At 70.5% G+C, this 20,094-nt stretch carries 16 protein-coding genes; 7 read left to right on the top strand and 9 right to left on the bottom strand.

Annotated features, from left to right (window positions below; all coding sequences use genetic code 11):
- Nucleotides 1-5 precede the first annotated feature (5 nt).
- Complete coding sequence (locus ABZT87_RS24995) at nucleotides 6-3,002, bottom strand: glycoside hydrolase family 95 protein (protein WP_355138494.1); 2,997 nt, start codon at nucleotides 3,000-3,002, stop codon at nucleotides 6-8.
- Nucleotides 3,003-3,508: 506 nt separating this feature from the next.
- Nucleotides 3,509-3,643, bottom strand: coding sequence for a hypothetical protein (locus ABZT87_RS24990; RefSeq protein WP_354855473.1), 135 nt, complete (start codon nucleotides 3,641-3,643; stop codon nucleotides 3,509-3,511).
- Nucleotides 3,644-3,691: 48 nt separating this feature from the next.
- Between ABZT87_RS24990 and ABZT87_RS24985 the strand changes: the two genes are divergently transcribed.
- Together ABZT87_RS24985 and ABZT87_RS24980 are read left to right on the top strand one after the other, a co-directional pair.
- A complete protein-coding gene (locus ABZT87_RS24985) occupies nucleotides 3,692-4,183 on the top strand; it encodes an LLM class flavin-dependent oxidoreductase (protein ID WP_355138492.1) in 492 nt (163 codons plus the stop codon).
- A gap of 29 nt (nucleotides 4,184-4,212) precedes the next feature.
- Nucleotides 4,213-4,956: an NADPH-dependent F420 reductase gene (locus ABZT87_RS24980; RefSeq protein ID WP_355138490.1), complete on the top strand. Its 744-nt coding sequence runs from the start codon at nucleotides 4,213-4,215 to the stop codon at nucleotides 4,954-4,956.
- Between the two features lie 13 nt (nucleotides 4,957-4,969).
- Here ABZT87_RS24980 and ABZT87_RS24975 read toward each other — a convergent pair whose 3' ends face one another.
- From ABZT87_RS24975 to ABZT87_RS24965, 3 genes are all read right to left on the bottom strand, one after another.
- Entirely contained in the window at nucleotides 4,970-6,202 is a 1,233-nt protein-coding gene (locus ABZT87_RS24975; RefSeq protein WP_355138488.1) for a tetratricopeptide repeat protein, read from the bottom strand.
- Nucleotides 6,203-6,407: 205 nt separating this feature from the next.
- The gene (locus tag ABZT87_RS24970) at nucleotides 6,408-6,983 is read right to left on the bottom strand and encodes a TMEM175 family protein (protein ID WP_355138486.1); all 576 of its coding nucleotides are present in this window, start codon (nucleotides 6,981-6,983) and stop codon (nucleotides 6,408-6,410) included.
- Between the two features lie 131 nt (nucleotides 6,984-7,114).
- Nucleotides 7,115-8,713, bottom strand: coding sequence for a polysaccharide lyase family 1 protein (locus ABZT87_RS24965; RefSeq protein ID WP_355138484.1), 1,599 nt, complete (start codon nucleotides 8,711-8,713; stop codon nucleotides 7,115-7,117).
- 28 nt (nucleotides 8,714-8,741) lie between these two features.
- Between ABZT87_RS24965 and ABZT87_RS24960 the strand changes: the two genes are divergently transcribed.
- The 3 genes from ABZT87_RS24960 (at nucleotide 8,742) to ABZT87_RS24950 (ending at nucleotide 11,932) form a co-directional block, all read left to right on the top strand.
- Nucleotides 8,742-8,951 carry a hypothetical protein gene (locus tag ABZT87_RS24960; RefSeq protein WP_355138482.1) on the top strand — a complete coding sequence of 70 codons (210 nt, stop codon included), beginning with the start codon at nucleotides 8,742-8,744 and terminating at the stop codon, nucleotides 8,949-8,951.
- Nucleotides 8,952-9,034: 83 nt separating this feature from the next.
- On the top strand, nucleotides 9,035-9,703 hold the full coding sequence (locus ABZT87_RS24955; protein ID WP_355138480.1) for a CDP-diacylglycerol diphosphatase: 669 nt from the start codon (nucleotides 9,035-9,037) through the stop codon (nucleotides 9,701-9,703).
- 495 nt (nucleotides 9,704-10,198) lie between these two features.
- Entirely contained in the window at nucleotides 10,199-11,932 is a 1,734-nt protein-coding gene (locus ABZT87_RS24950) for a cellulose binding domain-containing protein (RefSeq protein ID WP_355138478.1), read from the top strand.
- Here the strand turns inward: ABZT87_RS24950 and ABZT87_RS24945 are convergent.
- Nucleotides 11,922-12,950: a DUF1731 domain-containing protein gene (locus ABZT87_RS24945; protein ID WP_355138476.1), complete on the bottom strand. Its 1,029-nt coding sequence runs from the start codon at nucleotides 12,948-12,950 to the stop codon at nucleotides 11,922-11,924. The two genes, ABZT87_RS24950 and ABZT87_RS24945, sit on opposite strands and share 11 nt — an antisense overlap.
- A 168-nt stretch (nucleotides 12,951-13,118) precedes the next feature.
- Between ABZT87_RS24945 and ABZT87_RS24940 the strand changes: the two genes are divergently transcribed.
- On the top strand, nucleotides 13,119-14,054 hold the full coding sequence (locus ABZT87_RS24940) for a hypothetical protein (protein WP_355138474.1): 936 nt from the start codon (nucleotides 13,119-13,121) through the stop codon (nucleotides 14,052-14,054).
- A 42-nt stretch (nucleotides 14,055-14,096) separates the two neighbouring features.
- Here ABZT87_RS24940 and ABZT87_RS24935 read toward each other — a convergent pair whose 3' ends face one another.
- The 3 genes from ABZT87_RS24935 to ABZT87_RS24925 form a co-directional block, all read right to left on the bottom strand.
- A complete protein-coding gene (locus ABZT87_RS24935; protein ID WP_355138472.1) occupies nucleotides 14,097-15,179 on the bottom strand; it encodes a glycosyltransferase family 2 protein in 1,083 nt (360 codons plus the stop codon).
- A gap of 54 nt (nucleotides 15,180-15,233) precedes the next feature.
- A complete protein-coding gene (locus ABZT87_RS24930) occupies nucleotides 15,234-17,018 on the bottom strand; it encodes a hypothetical protein (protein WP_355138470.1) in 1,785 nt (594 codons plus the stop codon).
- A gap of 171 nt (nucleotides 17,019-17,189) precedes the next feature.
- Nucleotides 17,190-18,656: an endo-1,4-beta-xylanase gene (locus ABZT87_RS24925; protein WP_355138468.1), complete on the bottom strand. Its 1,467-nt coding sequence runs from the start codon at nucleotides 18,654-18,656 to the stop codon at nucleotides 17,190-17,192.
- A gap of 607 nt (nucleotides 18,657-19,263) precedes the next feature.
- On the opposite strand from ABZT87_RS24925, the gene ABZT87_RS24920 reads away from it, so the two are divergent.
- Complete coding sequence (locus ABZT87_RS24920; RefSeq protein ID WP_355138466.1) at nucleotides 19,264-20,091, top strand: hypothetical protein; 828 nt, start codon at nucleotides 19,264-19,266, stop codon at nucleotides 20,089-20,091.
- Nucleotides 20,092-20,094 lie beyond the last annotated feature (3 nt).

Below are 20,094 nucleotides of genomic sequence, written 5' to 3'. Positions count from 1 at the left end.
AAAGGTCAGGACCCGATCGCGATGGCGAAGACGTGCATGGTCGGCACGTTCGCCGCGGCCCGTGCGCTGATGTTGGGCAACACGACCTGGGTCACCGCCTTGCTCTGCAACGCCACGCCCACGTAGTAGATGCAGGCCGCCGTGGCCTGGCGGGCGTTGTTGGGCCGGTTCTGGTAGGCCGACACGATGGCGGCGGTCGCCCCGGACTGCGGCCCGCCGTACCAGTCGGGCGTGCTCAACGTGAACGTCTGGCGGGTGCCGTCGGCGTACACCACGGTGCCTGTTCCCGACACGGCGCCGTAGGTGCCGGTCAGGAGGAAGCCGAGCGTGCTGCCGGTGCCGCTGACGCCGATGGTCTGGCCCGAGGCGATGGCGTTGTCGGCCGTACCGGGGCTGACGTTGGGCCAGCGGAAGGTCACTCCGTTGCGGCTCACCGTGCTGCCCGGGCTGGCGCCGGCCTGCGCCAGGGCCTGCGCGGAGAGACTGGCGCCGTTGCCGTCGAAGTTTGCGACGTTGGTGTTGCTGTCGTTGCTGATGCCGGCATTGGTGAAGCTCTGCTCCAGCGTCGGCGTGGCGACACCCGTGCTGGTCACCCGGTAGGTCCGTCCCGCCTGCACGGTGACTTCGATCAGGTCGGATTCGACGCGGGTGACCCGGGGCGACGTCCCGTCGGCGGTGTCGACAACGCTGACGGTGCCGGTCAGGAACCGCGACCGCAGGCGGACGGTGCCGGCACGGTCCGGACGGACGAGCACCTCGGTGGCCGCGCCGCTCGCCCACGTGATGCTGACCGTGTGCCCACCGCGGCCCCGCAGGCCGGTCACCCGTCCGCTGGGCCAGGCCGGCGGCAGCGCGGGCAGGATGTGCAGCTCACCGATGTGGCTCTGGAGCAGCATCTCGGCGATGCCGGCGGTGGCGCCGAAGTTGCCGTCGATCTGGAACGGCGGGTGCAGGTCGAACATGTTGGGCGCGAGCCGGGCGGTGGTGGCGAGGTAGCGGATCAGGTCGTGGGCCCGCTTGCCCTCCTCCATCCGCGCCCAGAAGTTGATTTTCCAGGCCAGCGACCAGCCCGTGCCGTCGTCACCGCGCAACGCCAGCGTACGGCGGGCGGCCTCGAACAACTGCGGGGTGCCGCGCTTGGTGATCTGGTTGCTGGGGGCCAGCCCGTACAGGTGCGAGATGTGCCGGTGGTTGGGCTCGGTCTCCACCCAGTCGTAGAGCCACTCCATGATGTTGCCCCGCGAGCCGATCTTCATCGGCGCGAGCCGGTCCCGGGTGGCGCGGACCTGGGCCCGGAAGGTGCTGTCCACGTTGAGGATCTCGCTCGCGCGGGCGCACGCGTCGAACAGGTCACGCAGGATCTGGTTGTCCATGGTGGGGCCGGCGCAGACGCTGGCGTTCGCGTGGTGGCTGAGCTCCGGCGAGTTCGAGGGGTTGGTCACCAGATAGCCGAGGGTCGGCTCGGTCACCAGCGTGTCGAGGAAGAACTGCGCGGCGCCCTTCATGGCCGGGTAGTTCGCCCGCAGGAACTCGACATCACCGTTGAACTGGTAGTGGTCCCAGATCAGCGTGGACAGCCAGGCGCCGCCGGTCTGCCACATGCCCCAGAACGCGCCGTCCACGACGGCGGTGGCCCGCCACGCGTCGGTGTTGTGGTGGGTGACCCAGCCGCCCGCGCCGTACTGCACCTGGGCGGTGCGGGCGCCGGCCACCGACAGGTCGCGGACCATGTCGAACACCGGGTTGTGGCACTCGGCCAGGTTGGTCGTGTTGGCCGGCCAGTAGTTCATCGGCAGGTTGGCGTTGATCGTGTACTTCGAGTCCCACGAGGGGGTCAGCGAGTCGTTCCAGATGCCCTGGAGGTTCGCCGGCTGGGTGCCGGGTCGCGACGACGAGATCAGCAGGTACCTGCCGAACTGGAACAGCAGCGCAGAGAACTGCGGGTCGTTGACGCTGTTGTGCTGGGCGATGCGGACGTCGGTCGTCTGGTCGGCGGCGGAGGTGCGGCCCAGGTCGATGGTGACCCGCCCGAACAGCGCCTGGTAGTCGGCGACGTGCCGGCTGCGCAGCTGGTCGTAGCTGTAGGCGCGCGCCGCGCTGAGGCGCTGTCGCGCGATGCCCCCGTAGTCGCCACCGACGTTGCGGTAGTTGACGTAGCTGGAGCCGATCGAGACGAGCACTGTCACGCTTGTCGCGTTGGTGACCCGCAGGGTGCCGCCGGAGCTGGACACGGTGCCCCCGGTGACGGTGGCGTTGGCCAGGGCGAGGAAACGGACCTGCCCGGTGACGCCCTCCTGACTGCCGGAGACGCCGTCGAGGCCGATCGTGGCGCCGTCCGGGCTGGACACCGTCGTGCGCTGAGGGCTGTCGAACGTGGCGGTGAAGCTGATCGAATTGGTGCGGTCGGCGGTCAGTCGCATCGCGATGACCTGGTCCGGCGCGCTGGCGAAGACCTCACGCTGATAACGGATGCCACCCAGGACGTACGACGTCGTGGCGGTGGCGGTGGTGAGGTCGAGCGTGCGGTTGTGCTGGGACGCTCCGCTGGCGGATCCGAAGGCGAGCCGGAGGTTGCCGACGGTCTGGTACGCCAACTGCCCGCCGGGGTTGCCCATCATGGTCTGGTTGATGAGATCCTGGGCCTGCGTCCACTGGTTCGCGTTGACCAGTCGCCGGATCTCCGGCAGCGCGGCCGCGCCTCTGGTGTTGCTGGGGTCGTGCGGGCCGCCGGCCCACACCGTGTCCTCGTTGAGCTGAAGTCGCTCGGTGTCGACGTTGCCGAACACCATCGCGCCGAGCCGGCCGTTGCCGATCGGCAGGGCCCGCAGCCAGTCGGTGCCGGCACCCTCGTCGTACCAGAGGGCGAGGTCGTTGGCCGCCAGCACCTGCGGCGGCGCGACGGCGTCGGCTTGGGCGATCGCCGTCCACGGCAGCGGCAGCAGGGCACCGCCCGCGCCGGCTGCGCCGATCTTGAGGGCTTGGCGCCGGGTCAGGTCTGACATCGATCCTCCAAACGGTGACCGATCCGGCCACCCCAAGCGCGACAACGCCGAAGCCCGATAGCGGATCCGCGCGGTGGCACCGACCTGACCTCGCTGCGCAGGCCGTTGGCAGACCCTCAGACGACGAAACGTCTGATGTGTTTCGGGAAGATTACTCCGGCGTCACGCAATAGGCAACGGTCGATAGCTGGAAGGATCGTGGGCGGCGACCCGACCCTTATCAGGAGAGATCGGACTCGCCCGGAGCGGTGGCGGGGGCCGGCGGCCACGGTGGACACCTGCACCACCGACCAACCTCGCCAATACATCCGACGATTCTTGTCGGTGTGCCGGTGGAGGCGGACACGCAGCAACACCGCCGCGCCGGCCTCGGTGGACGGTGGGGCGGGCCGACGTCAGGTCGCCGTCGACGCGCCCCGGCACCGGGTCGTGATCGCGTGCGGGCAGCGCCGTCGGCGATCACCGCGCCACGTCCTGCGCCGGCGGCGGGTGCGGTGTTCCCGGCATCAGCCGGGTGCCGCCCTCGTCGCTCTGCGCACCCCGAGCAGGGCGACGAGGGCGAGGAGGATGACGGCGACCGAGTACTCGCCGGCCGTCTGCGGCAGACCGCCGGCGTAGACGACGAGGAAGCCGGCGATCACGGTGGGCAGGCCGAAGCCGACGTAGCAGACGACGTAGAGTGGGTGGGCGTGGGCGGCTCCCCCCAGTCGGTGGTGCGGACCGCCCGGTACGGCCTGCCGCTCATGCTCGCCATCATCGGCGGCGCTCCCGAGCGTTTCTCGCCCTACATCGACCTCTACCGCCGGGCGGCCGACCAGCTCGGCGCCACCGCGCACCCGGTCGGGATGCACTCGCCCGGCTTCATCGCCGACACCGACGAGGAGGCCAAGGAGCTGTTCTGGCCGCACTACCGGGTCATGCGGGACCGGATCGGCGCGCTGCGAGGCTGGCCACCGATCCGCCGTACGGAGTTCGACTCCGAGGTCGAGCACGGTTCGCTCTACATCGGCTCGCCCGAGACGGTGGCCCGCCGGATGGCTGGTGCCATCCGCAGCCTGGGCGTCGGCCGGTTCGACCTCATCTACACCGCCGGAGCGCAGCCCGTGAGCGCCCGGATGCGCGCCGTGGAGCTGTACGGCTCCCGGGTGATCCCCATGGTCCGCGACATCCTGGCCAGCTGACCCGCCGGCCGACCCTCCCGAAGGAAGACATGAACGACAGCGGCCCCGACCGCCCCCGGACCCTCGCCGTCCTCGGCGCCGGCAAGGTGGGCACCGTCCTCGCCCGGCTCGCGCTCGCCGCCGGCTACCGGGTGCTCGTCGCCGGCTCCGGCGACCCGGCGAAGATCGCCCTGACCGTCGAGGTGCTCACGCCCGGGGCGGTGGCGACCACCGCGGTCGACGCGGTGGCCGGCGCCGACATGGTCATCCTCGCCCTCCCCCTGGGCAAGTACCGTGCGCTCCCCGCCGAGGCGCTGCGCGGCAAGCTCGTCGTCGACGCGATGAACTACTGGTGGGAGGTGGACGGCATCCGCGACGACCTGACCGACCCGCGCACCTCGTCCAGTGAGATCGTCCAGGCGTTCCTGGCCGACGCGCGGGTCGTCAAGGCGTTCAACCACATGGGCTACCACGATCTTGAGGACGAGGCGCGGCCGGCGGGCACGGCCGGCCGCAAGGCCATCGCGATCGCCGGTGACGACGAGGTCGACATCGCCACGGTCGCGTCCCTTGTGGACGATCTCGGCTTCGACCCGGTCGTCGCCGGCCCCCTCGCCGAGGGGGTACGACTCGAGCCGGGCAGCGAGTTGTTCGGCGCCAACGTGAGCGCTGACGAGGTGCGCGCGATGCTCGACCGCTTTCCCGGGTCGGAGCGCGGCCAGGCCGTCGCCGCCGCGCGGGCCCGTGCGGGCGACGATCACGATGCCCGGTCGGCCCCCGAGCCGCCGGCCTGACCGCCCGTACCTCTCAGTGGTCGTCGTCGAACGCCGTACGGGGATCGAGGTGCCCACCCCGCTCCTGCGCGGCGGCGTAAGCGGCGGGGCCGAGCGCCTCGATCGCGGCGTCTCGCACGGCGGCGAGGTCGGCCGCGTCGTCCGGGTCCGGCACCTGGCCGAGCGCCGCGAACGCCGCGTCCGCGAGACCGACCATGAGCGCCGCTCGCGGGTGGTCGCCCTCGGCGGACGCGAGCGCCGCGCCCGCCACGCAGACGTACGGCACGAACTCGTCCCAGCCGTGCCGGAACACCCGGGTACGGCTGAGGGTGAACAGCCTCCTCGCCTCGGCGAGGTTGCCGAGACCCAGCTCGCAGAAGGCCAGGTTGTGCGTCTCGGAGTTGACGGTCTCCGGCCGACCCAGCGTCTCGTTCAGCGCGATGCTCTCCCGGTACAGATCCCGCGCCCGGGTCAGGTCGCCGGCCATCCGCGCCACCGCGGCCAGCACGTGTCTCGGCCGCTCCTCCAACGCGCGATCGCCGGAGCGCACCGCGACGTCGAGTGCCTCCCGCGCCCGCGCCTCCCCGAGCGTCAGGTCGCCGCCACGAATCGCCACCCGCGCGAGGCTGTACCGGGCCTCCACCTCGCCCGCCGCGTCGCCGACGCTCCGAGCCCGCTCGATCTCGGCCGTACTCATCCGCACCACCGCGTCGGTCTCCCCACGCCGAAAGGCCGAGCGGACATCGTCACTGAAGCTCACGGTCGAGGTCCCCTCGTGTCTCGTGCACGGGCCCGTCGACGCGTCGACCGCGCCGCGACCCCGACCGCCTCGGCGCGTGGTCACGCATGGAAGGCCGTCCAGTTCTCCAGTGCTGTCCGCCGCGCCGACCCGGCGCACGCGCTCGCGCTGCGCCTCGTCAGCCCGCAAGGCCAGCTCGCCCGCCGTGCAGGCCAGCAGCGGCAGCTCGCTGCGCTCCCGGAGCCCGTGGCGGCCGGCGAGATCAGCCACCGCGCCGTCGGCGTCGCTCCGAACCATGATCGACCAGGTCTCGACCTGCCGGGCCACGTCGGTCGTCACCGCGTCCAGCGAATCGAGGTCCGGCTCCCGCGACAGGTCGTACGCCACGTTCAGAGTCGGCGCTCCCGCATGGGTCACCGCCGCACGGGCGGTGCCCCGCTTCGCGTACCAACCCTTCGGAGTCGCCCCACACAGATCCTCGATGGCATCGTCGTACGCCGCGGCCATCCGATCGGCGATGGTGTCCATGGCCCTCCCCCAGACGGTCTCCACCGAAGTGCAGAAAGATAGCCGCAGCGGTGTGACCTGCGCGAATCGAGGTCCAATGGGACGCGGGTGGATCAGCTCCGGCGGGCGTCGCGGATCCGCCGCCGCAGCCCGTGGCGGAGGCCCTGGCTGGTGGCGCCGTGGAAGATGATCATCACGACCACACCGATCAGGCCGAGCAGTGGGGTCACCAACCAACCGAGCACCCGGTCAGGCCGTAGAGCACCAGGCCGACGATCGGGCGGGCCTCCTGCACCCGGACCTGCTCCTGGTCGACGGTGTCGGCACGCAGCTCCGGATGGCGGCGCACATAGGCGAAGAGCACCCACCAGGGCGCCGACATCAGTGCTGCGGCGAACGCGTACAGGACGACCGCCACGCGCAGATCGTCGGTGTTGCCGTCGGCCAGCGCCGACGCCAGGACGGCGGCGGGAAACGGAATGATCACCACGCCGAAGAGGATGCCGAGGTTGATCGAGCTGAAGGCGGCAGTGGTGCCCCGGACCAACTGGAGCACGGCGTGATGATTCAGCCAGAGAACACCGACATAGATGAACGACACGACGAAGGCCAGATAGGCCGGCCCCTCCCCGAGGAGCCCCTCGGCCAGCCCACCCTCGTGGAACTCCGGGACCCGCAGATCCAGCACCAGCAGGGTGATGACGATGGCGAACACGCCGTCGCTGAATGCCGCCAGGCGACCCGCGTCGGTCACCCCGGGACCGCCGCCGCTCGCCTGCGTCCCCTCTCGACCTGCGGACATCGCCGTACACTAACAGTCATTCGACAGCCACCGAGCGTGATTGCCCGGGACCAGCGCGATCCGGCCCGCGTCCTTCGTGGACCACGACGGTGGCGGGAGCGGCCCGGCCGCCACCCCCGCCCATCCGGCGGCTAGTTGGCGTACGTCTCGAACTCGCCGACCCGCGGCGTACCGCTTGAGCTGGTGATCCTAAAGGTGATCTTGCTCAGTGCCGTCGCGGTGAAGGTGATCGCGCCGGCGCCACTGCCGGAGGCCAGGACGGCGCCGGTGTCGTGGTTGACGAGCTGCCAGGAGCCGATGGAGCCCTGGGTCCCGGAGGGCTCCCGAATGACCACCCGGGACACCCGGGTGGCGGATCCCCACTTGATCGAGATGGAGCCGGTCGATCCGGCCGGCGACCAGTAGGTGCTGATGTCGCCGTCGCGCACGTTGCCGTAACTGGTCCCGCTGGCCTTGCTGGAACCGTCGGCCCCGGCCCCCAGACTGAGGTTGGTCCCGCTCGTCGGCGGCGGCGTGGTCGGCGGTGCGGTGGTCGGCGGCGCGGTGGTCGGCGGCGCGGTGGTCGGCGGTGCGGTGGTCGGCGGCGCGGTGGTCGGCGCAGCGGTGGTCGGCGGCGGCGTCTGCGGCGAGCAGCTCCCGTCGGAGACCCGCAGGCCCGTGTTGGCGCCGGCCGTCTGACGGACGACGTCCGGTACGCAGCTCGCGCCGTCGAGGCGGTACGCGTACGGAATGCTGACGGTGGTGTTGGACGTCGGGTTGGGGCCGGCGGGGTAGTTCTCACTGCCGGCGCTGGACCAGGTGACGTTGTCGAAGGTGTTGCCGCTGACCTGCCAGTAGCCGCGCTCGTTGGTGTAGAAGGTGCCCAGGACGTCCTTCGAGTTCCGGAAGTAGTTGTTCTCCACCTTGGCCCGTGCGCCGGCCCGGGAGTTGATGCCGGACTCGTGCAGGCTCACGTAGTGGTTGTTGTAGATGTGCGCGATGCCGCCGCGCAGCAACGGCGTACGAGAGTCGATGTTCTCGTACAGGTTGTGGTGGAACGTGATGAAGCCGTTCGAGAGGTCGCTCTCGCTGGAGCCGATGAGGCCGCCACGACCGGAGTTGCGCAGGATGCTGTACGACAGGGTCACGTACTGGGTGTTGTCCTTCATGTCGAACAGGCCGTCGTAGCCCTCCGACTCCCCGCCGGACGCCTCCAGGGTGACGTGATCGACCCAGACGTTGCGGACCGTGCTCTCCATGCCGATGGCGTCTCCACCGTTGGAGGTGGGCGAACCCGACTTCTTGACGTTCCGGACCGTCACGTTCTGGATGATGATGTTGCTGGAGTCGCGGATGTGGATGCCCAACTGATCGAAGATCGCACCGCTGCCGACCCCGATGATGGTGACGTTGCTGATCTGCTTGAGCTCGATCACGCCGTCGGCGGTGTTGCAGCTCGAACCCGACACCTTGCTGGTGTTGCCGTGGTTGATCGTCCCCGTCACCTCGATGGTGATCGGGGTGCTGCTGCTGGCACGCCCGCACAGCGCCGCGTGGATCGCGGTGCCCGTGCTGGCCCGTACCGTCTGCCCGCCCGCGCCGCCGGTGGTCCCGCCGTTCTGGGTGGCGTAGCCGGTGGCGGTGCCGGCCGCCGCCGACGCCTGCGGGGTGGGCAGTGTTCCCCCGACCGCGATCCCGACAGCGGCCGTGGCCAGCGCCGCCAGAAGTCGCAGTGCGACTGGTCGTCTCATGTCGCGTCTCCTTCGTCATCGTCTGAATGTGCCGACGGCAGCGGCGATCGACACGCCGACCCTCCACGGGTACGCGATTCAAGTCGATCAGTGTGCATTGACGGCAATCAATTGTCTGCTCATCGCGGAGAACCTCATCGCCCTGGCGTGCGCGGCGAAACCGCTGGCCAAGCGGCGCGTCGTCGAAGGCGCATCCCGATACGCGCCCGCCCAGTTCGGCGATGAAACATCGATGTAACGCAATCGTAGGAAAGCGGTTTCCCTCTGGGCAAGGGTTAGCGTTTGCAGGTTTTTTGCAGACGTTGCGACCTCTGGGACAGGGTGCAGGTCTGCGAGGGCACCAGGACCGGCCCTCCGTTCCCCCAGTGCCTGCGGACCACCCCCACCTACGTGATCCTCAATGGAGGATCCGGGTCGAACCACGACTTCCTGCTGGTCCCCAGTTGTCGGATCCGCGGCATCGAGTGCCCGTTCATCACCACCGCCAGCGCGCCGAACTACTGGCTCGACGCGTGGGACAACGCCCAACCGGGCCAGGCAGGACACGTCGTCTATCCCCACGTCGGGCTGGGCATCAACTCGGCCGACCCGGCGATCCGTACGCAGGACCAGCTGCACATCCACCTGGCCGGAATCCACTCGGGCATCCAGACCCAGCTCAACACCCACGACAGCACGATCACGAACAAGCCGTCGCGGTGGCGCAACCAGATCGTGCCGATCTGGGGACTGACGAGCACCGGCGCTCCTGCCCCCCGCTCGTACCGGATGCTCCACGTCGCGAACCTGAACACGAACCTCTTCCGGCTCCTGCTCGACAGCGTGGTGCGGCCGACCGGCGCGACCATGGCGGCGCAGACGATGGCCGTGACACCCCGCCTGATCGGCAGCGGCGGCTTCTACGTCCTGAACAGCGAACCCGGTCTGCCCGTCGCCCCGGGCCAGCCCGGCGGCACCGGGACCGTCGACTTCCTGCTCGCGTACGCGTGACGCATTGACAGGCACCACTTGGCGAAATAAATTCCTGACAACAAGAAACTATTTCGTACGCTCGCTGTGCGGCACTCACCCGCGAGCCCGCGAATGAGCAGCGAGGCCGGCCCGCCCCAGGAGCCGGCCGACAGAGGAGGGTGCCACAGTCCCGCTGGACCCGTTCGCCGCACCATCAGTCCTGCCGCCGCTCGCGTATCCGCGACCGATGGCACGAGGGCCGATCGGTGCCGCCGCCCCGGCCTCCGCACCGGCGTTCCCCCGGTGTCTTCTCCGCGCCTGTCTGCGTAGCGCGAGAGTCGGTGGCCGACAGGTGATGTCGCGGGTTGCCATGCGGGACTGAAGTGGACGGGCGATATTTCGACACCCCGCCGCCGCACGCTTGGGAGCGCTCCCGAGCATCGCCTGACGCACTGCTGACGTACCGCCCGGCGCTCGCCCGAAGACCGCACCACCGGACGCGTCGGCCGCCACCACCCCTTCAGGAGAAGTCTCATGAGAAGACGAAGAGTGACCAATGCCGCCCTGGTCTCGGCCGGTGCCGTCCTGCTGGCGTCGACGGCGGTCGCCCTGGCGGCGCCGGCCGGTGCCGCAGCCGCCGGCTGTGCGGTGAACTATGCCGTGTCGTCGCAGTGGCAGGGCGGCTTCGGCGCGAACGTCACCATCACCAACCTCGGCGACGCGGTCAGCAGTTGGACGCTGACCTGGTCCTACAGCGCTGGCCAGACCGTCACGCAGGCGTGGAACACGACTCTGACCCAGAGCGGCGCCGCGGTCACCGCCAAGAACGTCAGCTACAACGGGGCCATCCCCACCAACGGCACGACATCGTTCGGGTTCAACGGCTCGTGGACGGGCAGCAATCCCGATCCGTCCAGCTTCGCGTTGAACGGTGTGACCTGCACCGGCGGCACGACGCCGACCACACCGCCGCCGACCTCGGCACCCCCGACGACACCGCCGCCGACCACGCCGCCACCCACCACTCCGCCACCCACCGGGCCGGCGGACATCACGGTGAACAGCGCCACCCGGTACCAGACGATCGACGGGTTCGGGGCCGCCCAGTCCATCTGGGGCAGCGCCTGGTCGACGACCGACACCCAGACGCTGGTCGGGATGGGTGCCAACCAGCTCGGGCTGTCCATCGTGCGCACCGGCCTCTCACCGGTGTCCAGCGAATGGTCGACCCACGTGAACTCGTTGAAGACGGCGAAGTCGTACGGGTCCGGTGTGAAGATCCTCGCCTCACCGTGGACGGCGCCGGCGGCGTGGAAGACCAACAACAGCCGAACCAACGGCGGCAAGTTGAAGACCGACTACTACGACGACTACGCCAACCACCTGAACAGCTATGTCCAGTACATGCGCGGCCAGGGCGTGACCATCGACGTCACGTCGGTGCAGAACGAGCCGGACTGGCACCCGGACTACGACTCGATGGACTGGAGCGGCACCGAGCTGCGCAACTTCGTCCGTGATCAGGGCACGAAGGTGCAGAACAGCAAGCTGATGGTCGCCGAGGCGGTCAACATGAACTACGGCTACACCGATCCGACCCTGAACGACGCGACCGCCCGGAACAACATCGGCTACATCGGCGGCCACCTGTACGGCACCGAGGCCGCGGGTCGGCTGGCGCCGTACTCCCTGGCCGCTCAGTACAACAAGCCGGTGTGGATGACCGAGTGGAACTACCACGAGGCGGACGGCGGCGGTTCCAACATCTGGGGTAACCCCGCCAACCTGGCGGTCTGGAACGAGACGCTCGACGACATCATGCGCACGGTGCACAAGTCGATGGAGTCGAACTGGAGCGCCTACATCTGGTGGTACGGCAAGCGTTACTACTCCTTCATCGGCGACGGCGAGGCGGCCTACGGCACCACCGCGGGCGCTCCGCTCAAGCGCGGGTACGCGTTCTCCCAGTACGCGAAGTACGTCCGGCCGGGCTATCAACGGGTGGCCCTGACCAAGAGTTCCAAGGCCTCGCCGCTGGAGGTGACCGCCTACCAGGGCGACGGCAAGATCACGCTGGTGATCCTCAACCGGTCGAACAGCGCGGTCAACAACGCCGTGATCCAGGCGCCGCAGAACGTCAGCAGGGCCGAGTACTACCTCACCTCGCAGAACGCCAACGCGGCCAGCCAGCCGACCAGCGTGAACGGAGGACAGGCCACCATCAACGTCGGCGCACGCAGCATCTCGACCCTCGTGTTCACTCTCTGACCGCTCCCGGGAGTCGGTCGCGCGGCGACCGGGCGTGGGGGTGCGAGCGACCGTGCGCTCCCCCACGCCCCACCGCGCCAGCGTGCCGGCGTCGCAGGGCCAGGTCCACGGCGGCATCGGGCCACCCCGGATGATCGAACGTGAAGCCCGCGGCGGAGAGCCGGCCCGGGGCGACGCGCCGGCTCTTCAACAGCAGTTCGGTGTCCGACCGGAGCACGAACGCGCCGACCTCCGCCATCAACCTGGTGGCCGGCAGGCCGACCGGCATCCGCCAGGCCGACCGCAGCGCCCGCATGAATTCCCGCTGTGGCACCGCGCCGGGCGCCGCCAGGTTCACAGGCCCGGCGAGGTCGTCGCGGTCGATCAGAAAGCACACCGCGCGGACGAAATCCTGGTCGTGGATCCACGAGACGTACTGCCCACCGCCCGCGACCGAGCCGCCGAGCCCGAGCCGCGCGAGCCAGCTCAGCACATCGAACACGCCACCGCGGTCGGGGCTCATCACCATGGCCGAGCGCAGCGCAACCTTGCGCGTGTGGGGAGTCGCCGCCCGCTCCTGCGCGGCCTCCCAGTTCTGGGCGATAGCGACGCTGTACGACCAGTACCCGGGCACACCGTGCTCGCCGCCGCCGAGCACGCCGTCGCGCTCGTCGTTGGCGGCGTCGAAGCGGTGCGCGTAGATGGTCGCGGTGCTCATCTGCATCCACACCCTGGGCGGCCGGTCGGCCGCGGCGATGGCCTCGCCGACGACCCGCGCCGACTCCACCCGTGAGCGCATCATGGCGTCGAGGTTCTCCGGGGTGTACCGACAGCTCACGCTGCGCCCGGCCAGATTGATGACCACATCGCTGCCGTTGATCTGCCTGGCCCAGTCGCCGAGCGTGGCGCCGTCCCAGCGAACCTGACGCGCACCCCTGGGCGAGCGGGTCAACAGCACCACGTCGTGACCCTGCGCGGTCAACGCCCGGTCCAGGATCGCGCCAACCTGGCCGGTGCCGCCGGGAATGACGATCTTCACGGTCGATCCTCGGCCGGCACCAGTTTTTGAACATGTTCAACCATGCTCCGAGCGTACGGCGGAACGGCCGCAGGATCAAGATCGATCACCGCGGCTCCCTCCCTGCGGGGAGCGCCTTCCCCGACAGGAGGGGACCGCTCCGGTCGGGGCCCCGCGAGGATCGGACGCATGACGACACCGACAGCGATCGCGCGCAGGAGCGGCAACCGCCTGACGTACGCCGTACTCGCCTGGACCGTGGCCTATGGCGGCGTACGTCTGGCGTGGACGGTCGGAGAGGCGCCGGAGTTCGGCCCGTTCGGATCCGACCTGCTCGGCTTCACCGGCTGGCGGTCGGTGGCGTTGTGCCTGGCCGCAGGCGCGGCGGCGGTGGCGCTGGACCGGGCGACGACCTGGCGGCCGATGCTCGCGGGACTCGCCTGGGCCCTCGGCGGGGCGCTGGTCGCGGCCGCCGCGATCCTGCTGCCGGAGCTGGTGAGCCTCCTGCTGTTCGCCCGTGGCCCATCCTTCGATCCGGTGGCGTTCGCGAGCCGGCTCGGGTGCGTCACCGGAGCGGCCCTGCTCGGCCTGGCCACCGCCAACTACCAGCGGCGCACCCGGGGCGACTGCCCGGACTGCTGCCGGACGGTCCGACCCGGCCAGCGGCGCTCGGCACCCGCGCCGTGGGCACGCTGGGCCGCGTACGTGGCGGTGGCCGGCCTCGTGACCCGATTCGCGGCCCAGGCGGTGGTGGGCTTCGACGGTCTCACGCAGGACGCCTCGGTGATCGGGTTGGAGATCGGTCTGGTGCTGGCCGGGGCGCTGCTGCCGCTGGCACTGGTGCGGCACTGGGGTGAGGTCTGGCCGGGATGGGTGCCGCTGCTCGCCGGCCGCACGATCCCCCGACGGTTGTTGCTGGTGCCCGGCTTCGGGCTCGGGGCGAGCATCGTGGCCTACTTCGGAATGGGGCTGACGCAGGTGGCATCGGGATCCGCCGGCGAGTTCTCCGACCTGTTCCTCTGGGTGGCCATGTCGGCGTACTGCCTCCTGGGGCTCGGCCTTCTCGCCGCGTCCAGCGATTACCACCTGCGCACCCGCAGCGCGTGCAGGTCCTGCGGTCGCTGACCGACTCCACTCCGGCGGACGCCCGACACCCGCCGGTCCCGGTCAGCCGGTGTCGCGGTCGTGGGCCTCCCGCCGGTGGGGTGCGGGAGTCCGGCCGAGGGACTCCTCCCGGGCCGGTACCGTCCGCGGGCCGCGCGCGGCCGAGCGTGGCGCGGGCGAGACCGGCAGCCGTGGCGCCCCGCCGTTCTCCGCGAGCAGGTGCTCGGTCTCCTGCACCAGGTAGTGGGGTCGGCGCTTGGTCTCGTAGTAGATCCGGCCGATGTACTCCCCGATCACGCCCAGGATCGTCATCTGGATGCCGCCGAGCCCGATCACGCTGACGATGATGGTGGTGTAGCCGGGAACGTCGATGCCCTTCTCGACGGCGTCCGCGACCACCCAGGCCATGTAGACCAGCGCGATGAGGGTGAGGAACAGGCCGCCGTAGATCGCCAGGCGCAGTGGCCGGTTGTTGAACGACAGCAGGCCGTCGAACGCGTAGTTGAAGAGCTTGCCGAACGTCCACCTGCTCCGCCCCGACTGCCGGGTCTCGTTGGGGTGGGCCACCACCGCCGTCCGGAAGCCGATCCAGGAGAACAGTCCCTTGGAGAAGCGGTTGTATTCCGGCATGGCCAGGATCGCGTCCACCGCCAGTCGGGACAGCAGACGGAAGTCACCCGCCCCGTCCTGCAGGCGCACGTCGATCCACCAGTTGATCACGCGGTAGAAGGACCGTGAGGCGACCATCCGTACGAACCGGTCACCGCGCCGGTCCCGACGGGCGATCACCTGGTCGAAGCCCTGCTGGTACAGCATCACCATCTCGGGCAGCAACCGCGGCGGATGTTGCAGGTCGGCGTCCATGATGACGACCGCGTCGCCGGTGGCCCGCTGCAACCCGGCGAGCATCGCCGCCTCCTTGCCGAAGTTTCGGCTGAGCGACGTGTAGCAGACAGCGGGGTCCGCGGCGGCGAGCCGGCGCAGCGCCGCGAGGGTGCCGTCCTCGCTGCCGTCGTCGACGTACACCACCTCGACGTCCACGTCGGGCAGTTCGGCGAGGGCGGCGCACACGGTCTCGTGCAACCGCTCCACCGACGCTTCCTCGTTGAAGCAGGGCACCACGACTGACAATCGCACTGTCGTCACCCCGCCCCGCCCGTACCCGGGCATCCGCCGCCGGCCGGCCCGTCGCCCGCGCGGTCAGAGGTGGTAGACCAGCGTGCCATCAAGATCCTCCCGGGTGATGCCCAGCCCGTCGATGGGCCGGGCCGCGATGCCCTCCCACGGCGTCCCCGCGGCGCGGCTCGGCACGAACACCACCGACCGCACGCCTATCCCCCGCAGGTACGCCACGCTGCCCGCATCGGGGAACGACGCCACCGCGGTCCGGGTCTGTGCCTGGCTGACCGGCTCGAAGCCGGCCAGACCGTTGGTCACCCGGGGGAACCCGTCGGTCGTCCACAACATGTACGTCAGATCGCCCACGCTGCCGGCCGGCAGCACCAGGATCGGGTCCTGCACCGTCCGCATCGCGGCCGGTGGCTGTGGCACGGTCGGGTGGGGTGTCCGGTTCACGCCCTCCAGGGTGACCATGGTCAACGGCACCAGCAGGACCAGCGGCGTGAGGATCCGCGTCCACTGGCGGGGCGAGGACTCGCGCAGCGATTCGGCCAGCGCCGTCACCGCGCCGGCGGCCAGCACCGCCAGCAGCAGGCTCGTCCAGTGCATCATCCGCCCGGGGGTGCGCAACGCGTCCCAGCCCGGCAGGAGCGTGGACAGTGTCAGGTAGCCCGGGTCGCCGTCACCGCCGAGGGTGGCGCCCAAGCCCAGCAGCACCGTGCCGAGCACGCCGAGCCCCAGCACGACCCGGTGGCGCAGCGGATACACCGAGAGGAACAGCCCCGCCGCGGCCAGCCCGATCAGCATCATCCCCGGCAGCAGCGCCATCTCCGGCGGCCAGGACAACTGTTCGCGTGCGGCGGCGTGCCGCTCGCCCCACAACCACGAGTCCGCCGGCGCGGTGACGAACCCGATCAGCGGAGGCGAGAACATCTTCGTCCAGTCCAGCGTCCGCTCGGCCTGCGGGTTGAGATCGACGACGCGCAGGTAGACCATGCCCAGCAGCAGCGTCACCGCGCCGAACGCACCCCCACCGAGCAGATCCGCGAGCAGCAGCCGCCGGCCGAACGGCGGGCGCTCCCGCCGCCGCCACCAGGACCAGCCGTAGCAACCCGCCGCCACCAGCACCGCGGCCAGCAGGAAGTACACCAGCGGCAGACCGATGCCGAAGCCGAGGCTGATCTGCCAGGCGGCGACCAGCCACCCGGCCAACGCCCAGCCCGGCCGGCGGAGCTCCGGCCGGTACCCGTGGCGCAGCGACCAGCCGTGACCACGAGCCAGCATGGCAAGCGACAGCGCGATTCCCGCGCTGGACAGGATGTTCAGGTGCCCGGAGTGCGCCAACCGCCAGGGCGCGTACGCCCACGCGATCGCGGCGACGGCCCCGCCCCACCGGTTCGCGCCGAGCTGCCGCGCCAGGGCGTACGCCCCGAGCGACGCCAAGGCGTGCAGCAGCACGTACAGCACGTTGTACCGGACCACGGCTGCCTCGAAGCCGGACCCGAGCATCCCGATCGGCGCGTAGCCGAGCAGGGTGTCGCTGTAGGCGTACGTGTACTTCTCGGGGTAGAACGTGTTGGAGTGCCAGAGGTCGGCCGGGTTGCTGAGCAGAGCGTGCCCCGACCAGGCGACCTGCCAGGCCTGCAACAGCGGGTCGCCCAGGTCGCCGGGGATCGTGCTCGCCGGATGCCGCAGCGTCGGCCAGGTCAGCACCGCCGCCAGCAGCAGGCTCGCCAGTACCGCCACGGTCCATTCGGAACGGGCCCAGCGCCATCGACCCCAATCGGCCGGTGGCCGGTCGTCGGAGGTCGGCTCGGGCGTCGCGTTCTCCGTGGTCGGTGGCGGGGTGGCGGACCGGATAATCATGAAATAGATGCTCTCCAATAGTCCTGGCCTTGTCCATCCGCTGTCCGAAGCGTGGATGTGCAGGCACCGGGTTCAACGGTCGCGTACCGCTGGGCGTCGCGGTCAGCGGCGACGGTGGCGCGGACGAGGTGCGTCCGCGCCACCGCGCTGCCGGTTCAGCGGGTCAGGTGGCTACCCGACACGGACCAGTTGCCACTGCTGGTTGTTGCCGCCCCAGTCGGCATACTGCACGATGTTCCCGCCGTCGGCGGTCGACGCGCCCTGCACCTCGACGGCCTTGCCGCTGTTGCGGTTGATCAGACGCAGGTAGCCGCCGGAGGACTCGGCCAGCCGGAACTGCTGGTTCGTGCCGTTGCCGTCGCTCCACTGCACGATCGCCGCGGAGTCAGCGGTGGAGAAGTTGTAGACGTCCAGCACCTTGCCGGAGTTGCGGGACTTCAGTCGGTAGTAGCCGCCACCGGAGTCCACGAACTGCCACTGCTGCCACGCTCCGTCGTTGCGGGCCCACTGGTCGATCCGCGCGCCGTCGGTGGTCGCCCGCTCGTACACGTCGAGCGCCTTGCCGCTGTTGCGGTTCACGAGTACGTACCAGGCGGTGGTGTCCACCCCGGTGCCCGGCGGAGGCGTGGTGGGTGAGGTGCTGCCCCCGTTGAGGGCGTTGAGGACCGAGGTGTACGCCGCCTTCTTGTTGCCCGACCGGTCGAACAGCAGGGCGTTGTCGGAACCACGCCAGGAGTCGCTGTCCCGGACGCCCCAGGTGGTGATGCCGGTGCAGCGGGCGACGGCCAGGCAGGCGCGGGTGACCGAGGCGTAGATGTTGGCCTGGTTGGAGCCGGTCATCACGTCGAGCTCGGTGATCTGCACGTCGACGCCGAGGTCGGCGAAGCGCTGCAGGTTGGCCTGGTAGTCACTGGCCAACGTGGTGCCCAGGTGGGACTGGAAGCCGACGCAGTCGATCGGGACGCCGCGGGACTTGAAGTCGCGCACCATGTTGTAGATGCCGGTGGACTTCGCGTTGATGCCGTCGGTGTTGTAGTCGTTGTAGCAGAGCTTGGCGCCCGGGTCGGCGGCGCGGGCGGCGCGGAACGCCGCCTCGATCCAGTCGTTGCCGGTGCGCTGCAGGTTCGAGTCCCGCCGACCGCCGCTGCCACCGTCGGCGAACGCCTCGTTCACCACGTCCCAGGCGTAGATCTTGCCCCGGAAGTGGGTGGCGACCTGCGTGACGTGGTTGATCGCGGCGTTGCGCAGCGCGGTGCCGGACATGCCCTGCGCCCAACCCGGCTGCTGGGCGTGCCACAACAGCGCGTGCCCCCGCACGCTCATGCCGTTGGCCTGCGCGTGGCTGACGAGACGATCACCACCGGTGTAGCTGAACCGGCCCTGGGACGGCTCGGTGGCGTCCCACTTCATCTCGTTCTCGGGGGTGACGCTGTTGAATTCGCTGTTGAGGATGCCGACGTACTGGCCGTCGGAGAGCTTGCCCGTCGCGACGGCGGCGCCGAAGTAGCGGCCCTTCTCGGCCGCCGACGCCCGCAACGTCGTTCCGGCGCTGGCCATGGGCGCCAGCGCCACCGTCATACCCGCGGTCAGTGCGACCGCGAGGGTCGCCGTCGCCAGCAGAGCTTTCTTGGGTCTCATGTCGTTCCTTCTCAGTGGTTGCATCGGTGGTGGTGATGTGCCACTTCACTCAGGACGGACTGATCCCGACGGCGGACGCCGGCGTGAGCCGAGGAATCCGGAACGGTCATCCTGGGCACTGCGCACCGGCGCACGCAGCCTGGCCGGCGCTCGCCGGCAACCACGCGAGTCCTGAGACGACGTCCGCTGCCCGGGGACGCCATGCTTCGAGGCGCGACCGCGGGACTCGCCCGGTGAGCCACCGACGCCGCCGACCTCTGCATCGAGAGTGAGCGATAACATGCTGTTCGTCAAGACGTAACGAGCCGGCCACATAGCCGCCCGGCCGAATCGGTTCGCGGAGCGTGCCTCATTGCCACCTGTCGACGTCCGTACGGGAACGGGTCGACGATCCGTGCGGCCTCGACGCTGTGGGCGCACCGGGCAATGGCCTTGTTATCGCTCACAGTCCAGGTCACCTGCCCCGCGTACCGCAGGGGCGCCCAGCGGGAATCCGCGCGCCGCTCGTGCCCGGCGAAGCTGGACCGGCGCGGTGGCCGCGGATCGGCCCGCGACAGGTGTAGCCCGAGTTGCCCGGGGGCAAAAGTCCGCGCATGGATGGGACGGCGTGAGGCGGCCGACGCGGTGTTCGCCGCCGGCGGCGCTCGGCGCGGCGGCGTTCGGAGCGGCAGCGCTGGGTGCGGCAGCCCTCGGCGCGGCCCTCGGCGCCGAGCCCGCGCACGCCGCCCCGTTGCCGTCACCGTCGCCGACCACCCGTGCACCGGCGGAGGACGCCACCGCACCGGGGATCGTCGGGGCGCTGGTGCACGACGTGGTCGAGACGCCGCTGGACGTCGGCCTGCCCCTGCCGACGGCCCTCCCCCGACCCGCGCCGACAGCCGTCCCCCGGCCCGTGCCGACGGCCGTCCCCCTGCCCCTGCCGACCGTCACCGCTGCGCTGTCGGTCGTACCGTCGACCGCCGCGCCAACCCGACCACCACGTGCGCGACAGTCGTCCCCGCCGCCGGCCGCGCCCGTTCCGTCGCCGTCGGCCTCGCCGGCCGCACGCACCACCGCGCCACCGTCGCCACCGCCGCCGACCCACGTGACAGCGATGGCGTCCCGGGCCAGCCTCCCCGGCATCGTCAACGGCGGCGCGCCGGCTCGAACGCTGGCGACGATGACCGCGCAACCGCTGTCGGCACCGCCCCCTCCCGCCGGGCCCCTCCCGGGGCAACCGGCGCTGGTGCCGGCATTCGTGTCCGCACCCGCCGGCGCCGGCGCCAGTGGGCTCGACCAGAAGGCGTCGGCGACCGGCGGGCCGCCGTCCATCGCACCGCTGCACCGGGGGCGCGCCGTCCTCCCCTGCGACAGCCACGCGGCCGGTCGGCCCGTGGAGCGGGGTCCCCCACCGCCACGGCAGCTCCTGATCTTCCACCCGCGTCCACGACGTTGATCA

The organism is Micromonospora sp. NPDC005237, from assembly GCF_040607775.1.
In the GTDB taxonomy this organism is placed as follows: domain Bacteria; phylum Actinomycetota; class Actinomycetes; order Mycobacteriales; family Micromonosporaceae; genus Micromonospora.
This window is presented reverse-complemented; position numbering and strand designations above follow the sequence as displayed.

What these genes read in the sequence shown, in the direction of transcription:
- ABZT87_RS24940 (WP_355138474.1), top strand. Translation starts at nt 13,119, where the DNA reads ATGACGACACCGACAGCGATCGCGCGCAGGAGCGGCAACCGCCTGACG.
- ABZT87_RS24975 (WP_355138488.1), bottom strand. Translation starts at nt 6,202, where the DNA reads ATGGACACCATCGCCGATCGGATGGCCGCGGCGTACGACGATGCCATC.
- ABZT87_RS24930 (WP_355138470.1), bottom strand. Translation starts at nt 17,018, where the DNA reads ATGATTATCCGGTCCGCCACCCCGCCACCGACCACGGAGAACGCGACG.
- ABZT87_RS24995 (WP_355138494.1), bottom strand. Translation starts at nt 3,002, where the DNA reads ATGTCAGACCTGACCCGGCGCCAAGCCCTCAAGATCGGCGCAGCCGGC.
- ABZT87_RS24980 (WP_355138490.1), top strand. Translation starts at nt 4,213, where the DNA reads ATGAACGACAGCGGCCCCGACCGCCCCCGGACCCTCGCCGTCCTCGGC.
- ABZT87_RS24925 (WP_355138468.1), bottom strand. Translation starts at nt 18,656, where the DNA reads ATGAGACCCAAGAAAGCTCTGCTGGCGACGGCGACCCTCGCGGTCGCA.
- ABZT87_RS24965 (WP_355138484.1), bottom strand. Translation starts at nt 8,713, where the DNA reads ATGAGACGACCAGTCGCACTGCGACTTCTGGCGGCGCTGGCCACGGCC.
- ABZT87_RS24950 (WP_355138478.1), top strand. Translation starts at nt 10,199, where the DNA reads ATGAGAAGACGAAGAGTGACCAATGCCGCCCTGGTCTCGGCCGGTGCC.
- ABZT87_RS24970 (WP_355138486.1), bottom strand. Translation starts at nt 6,983, where the DNA reads ATGTCCGCAGGTCGAGAGGGGACGCAGGCGAGCGGCGGCGGTCCCGGG.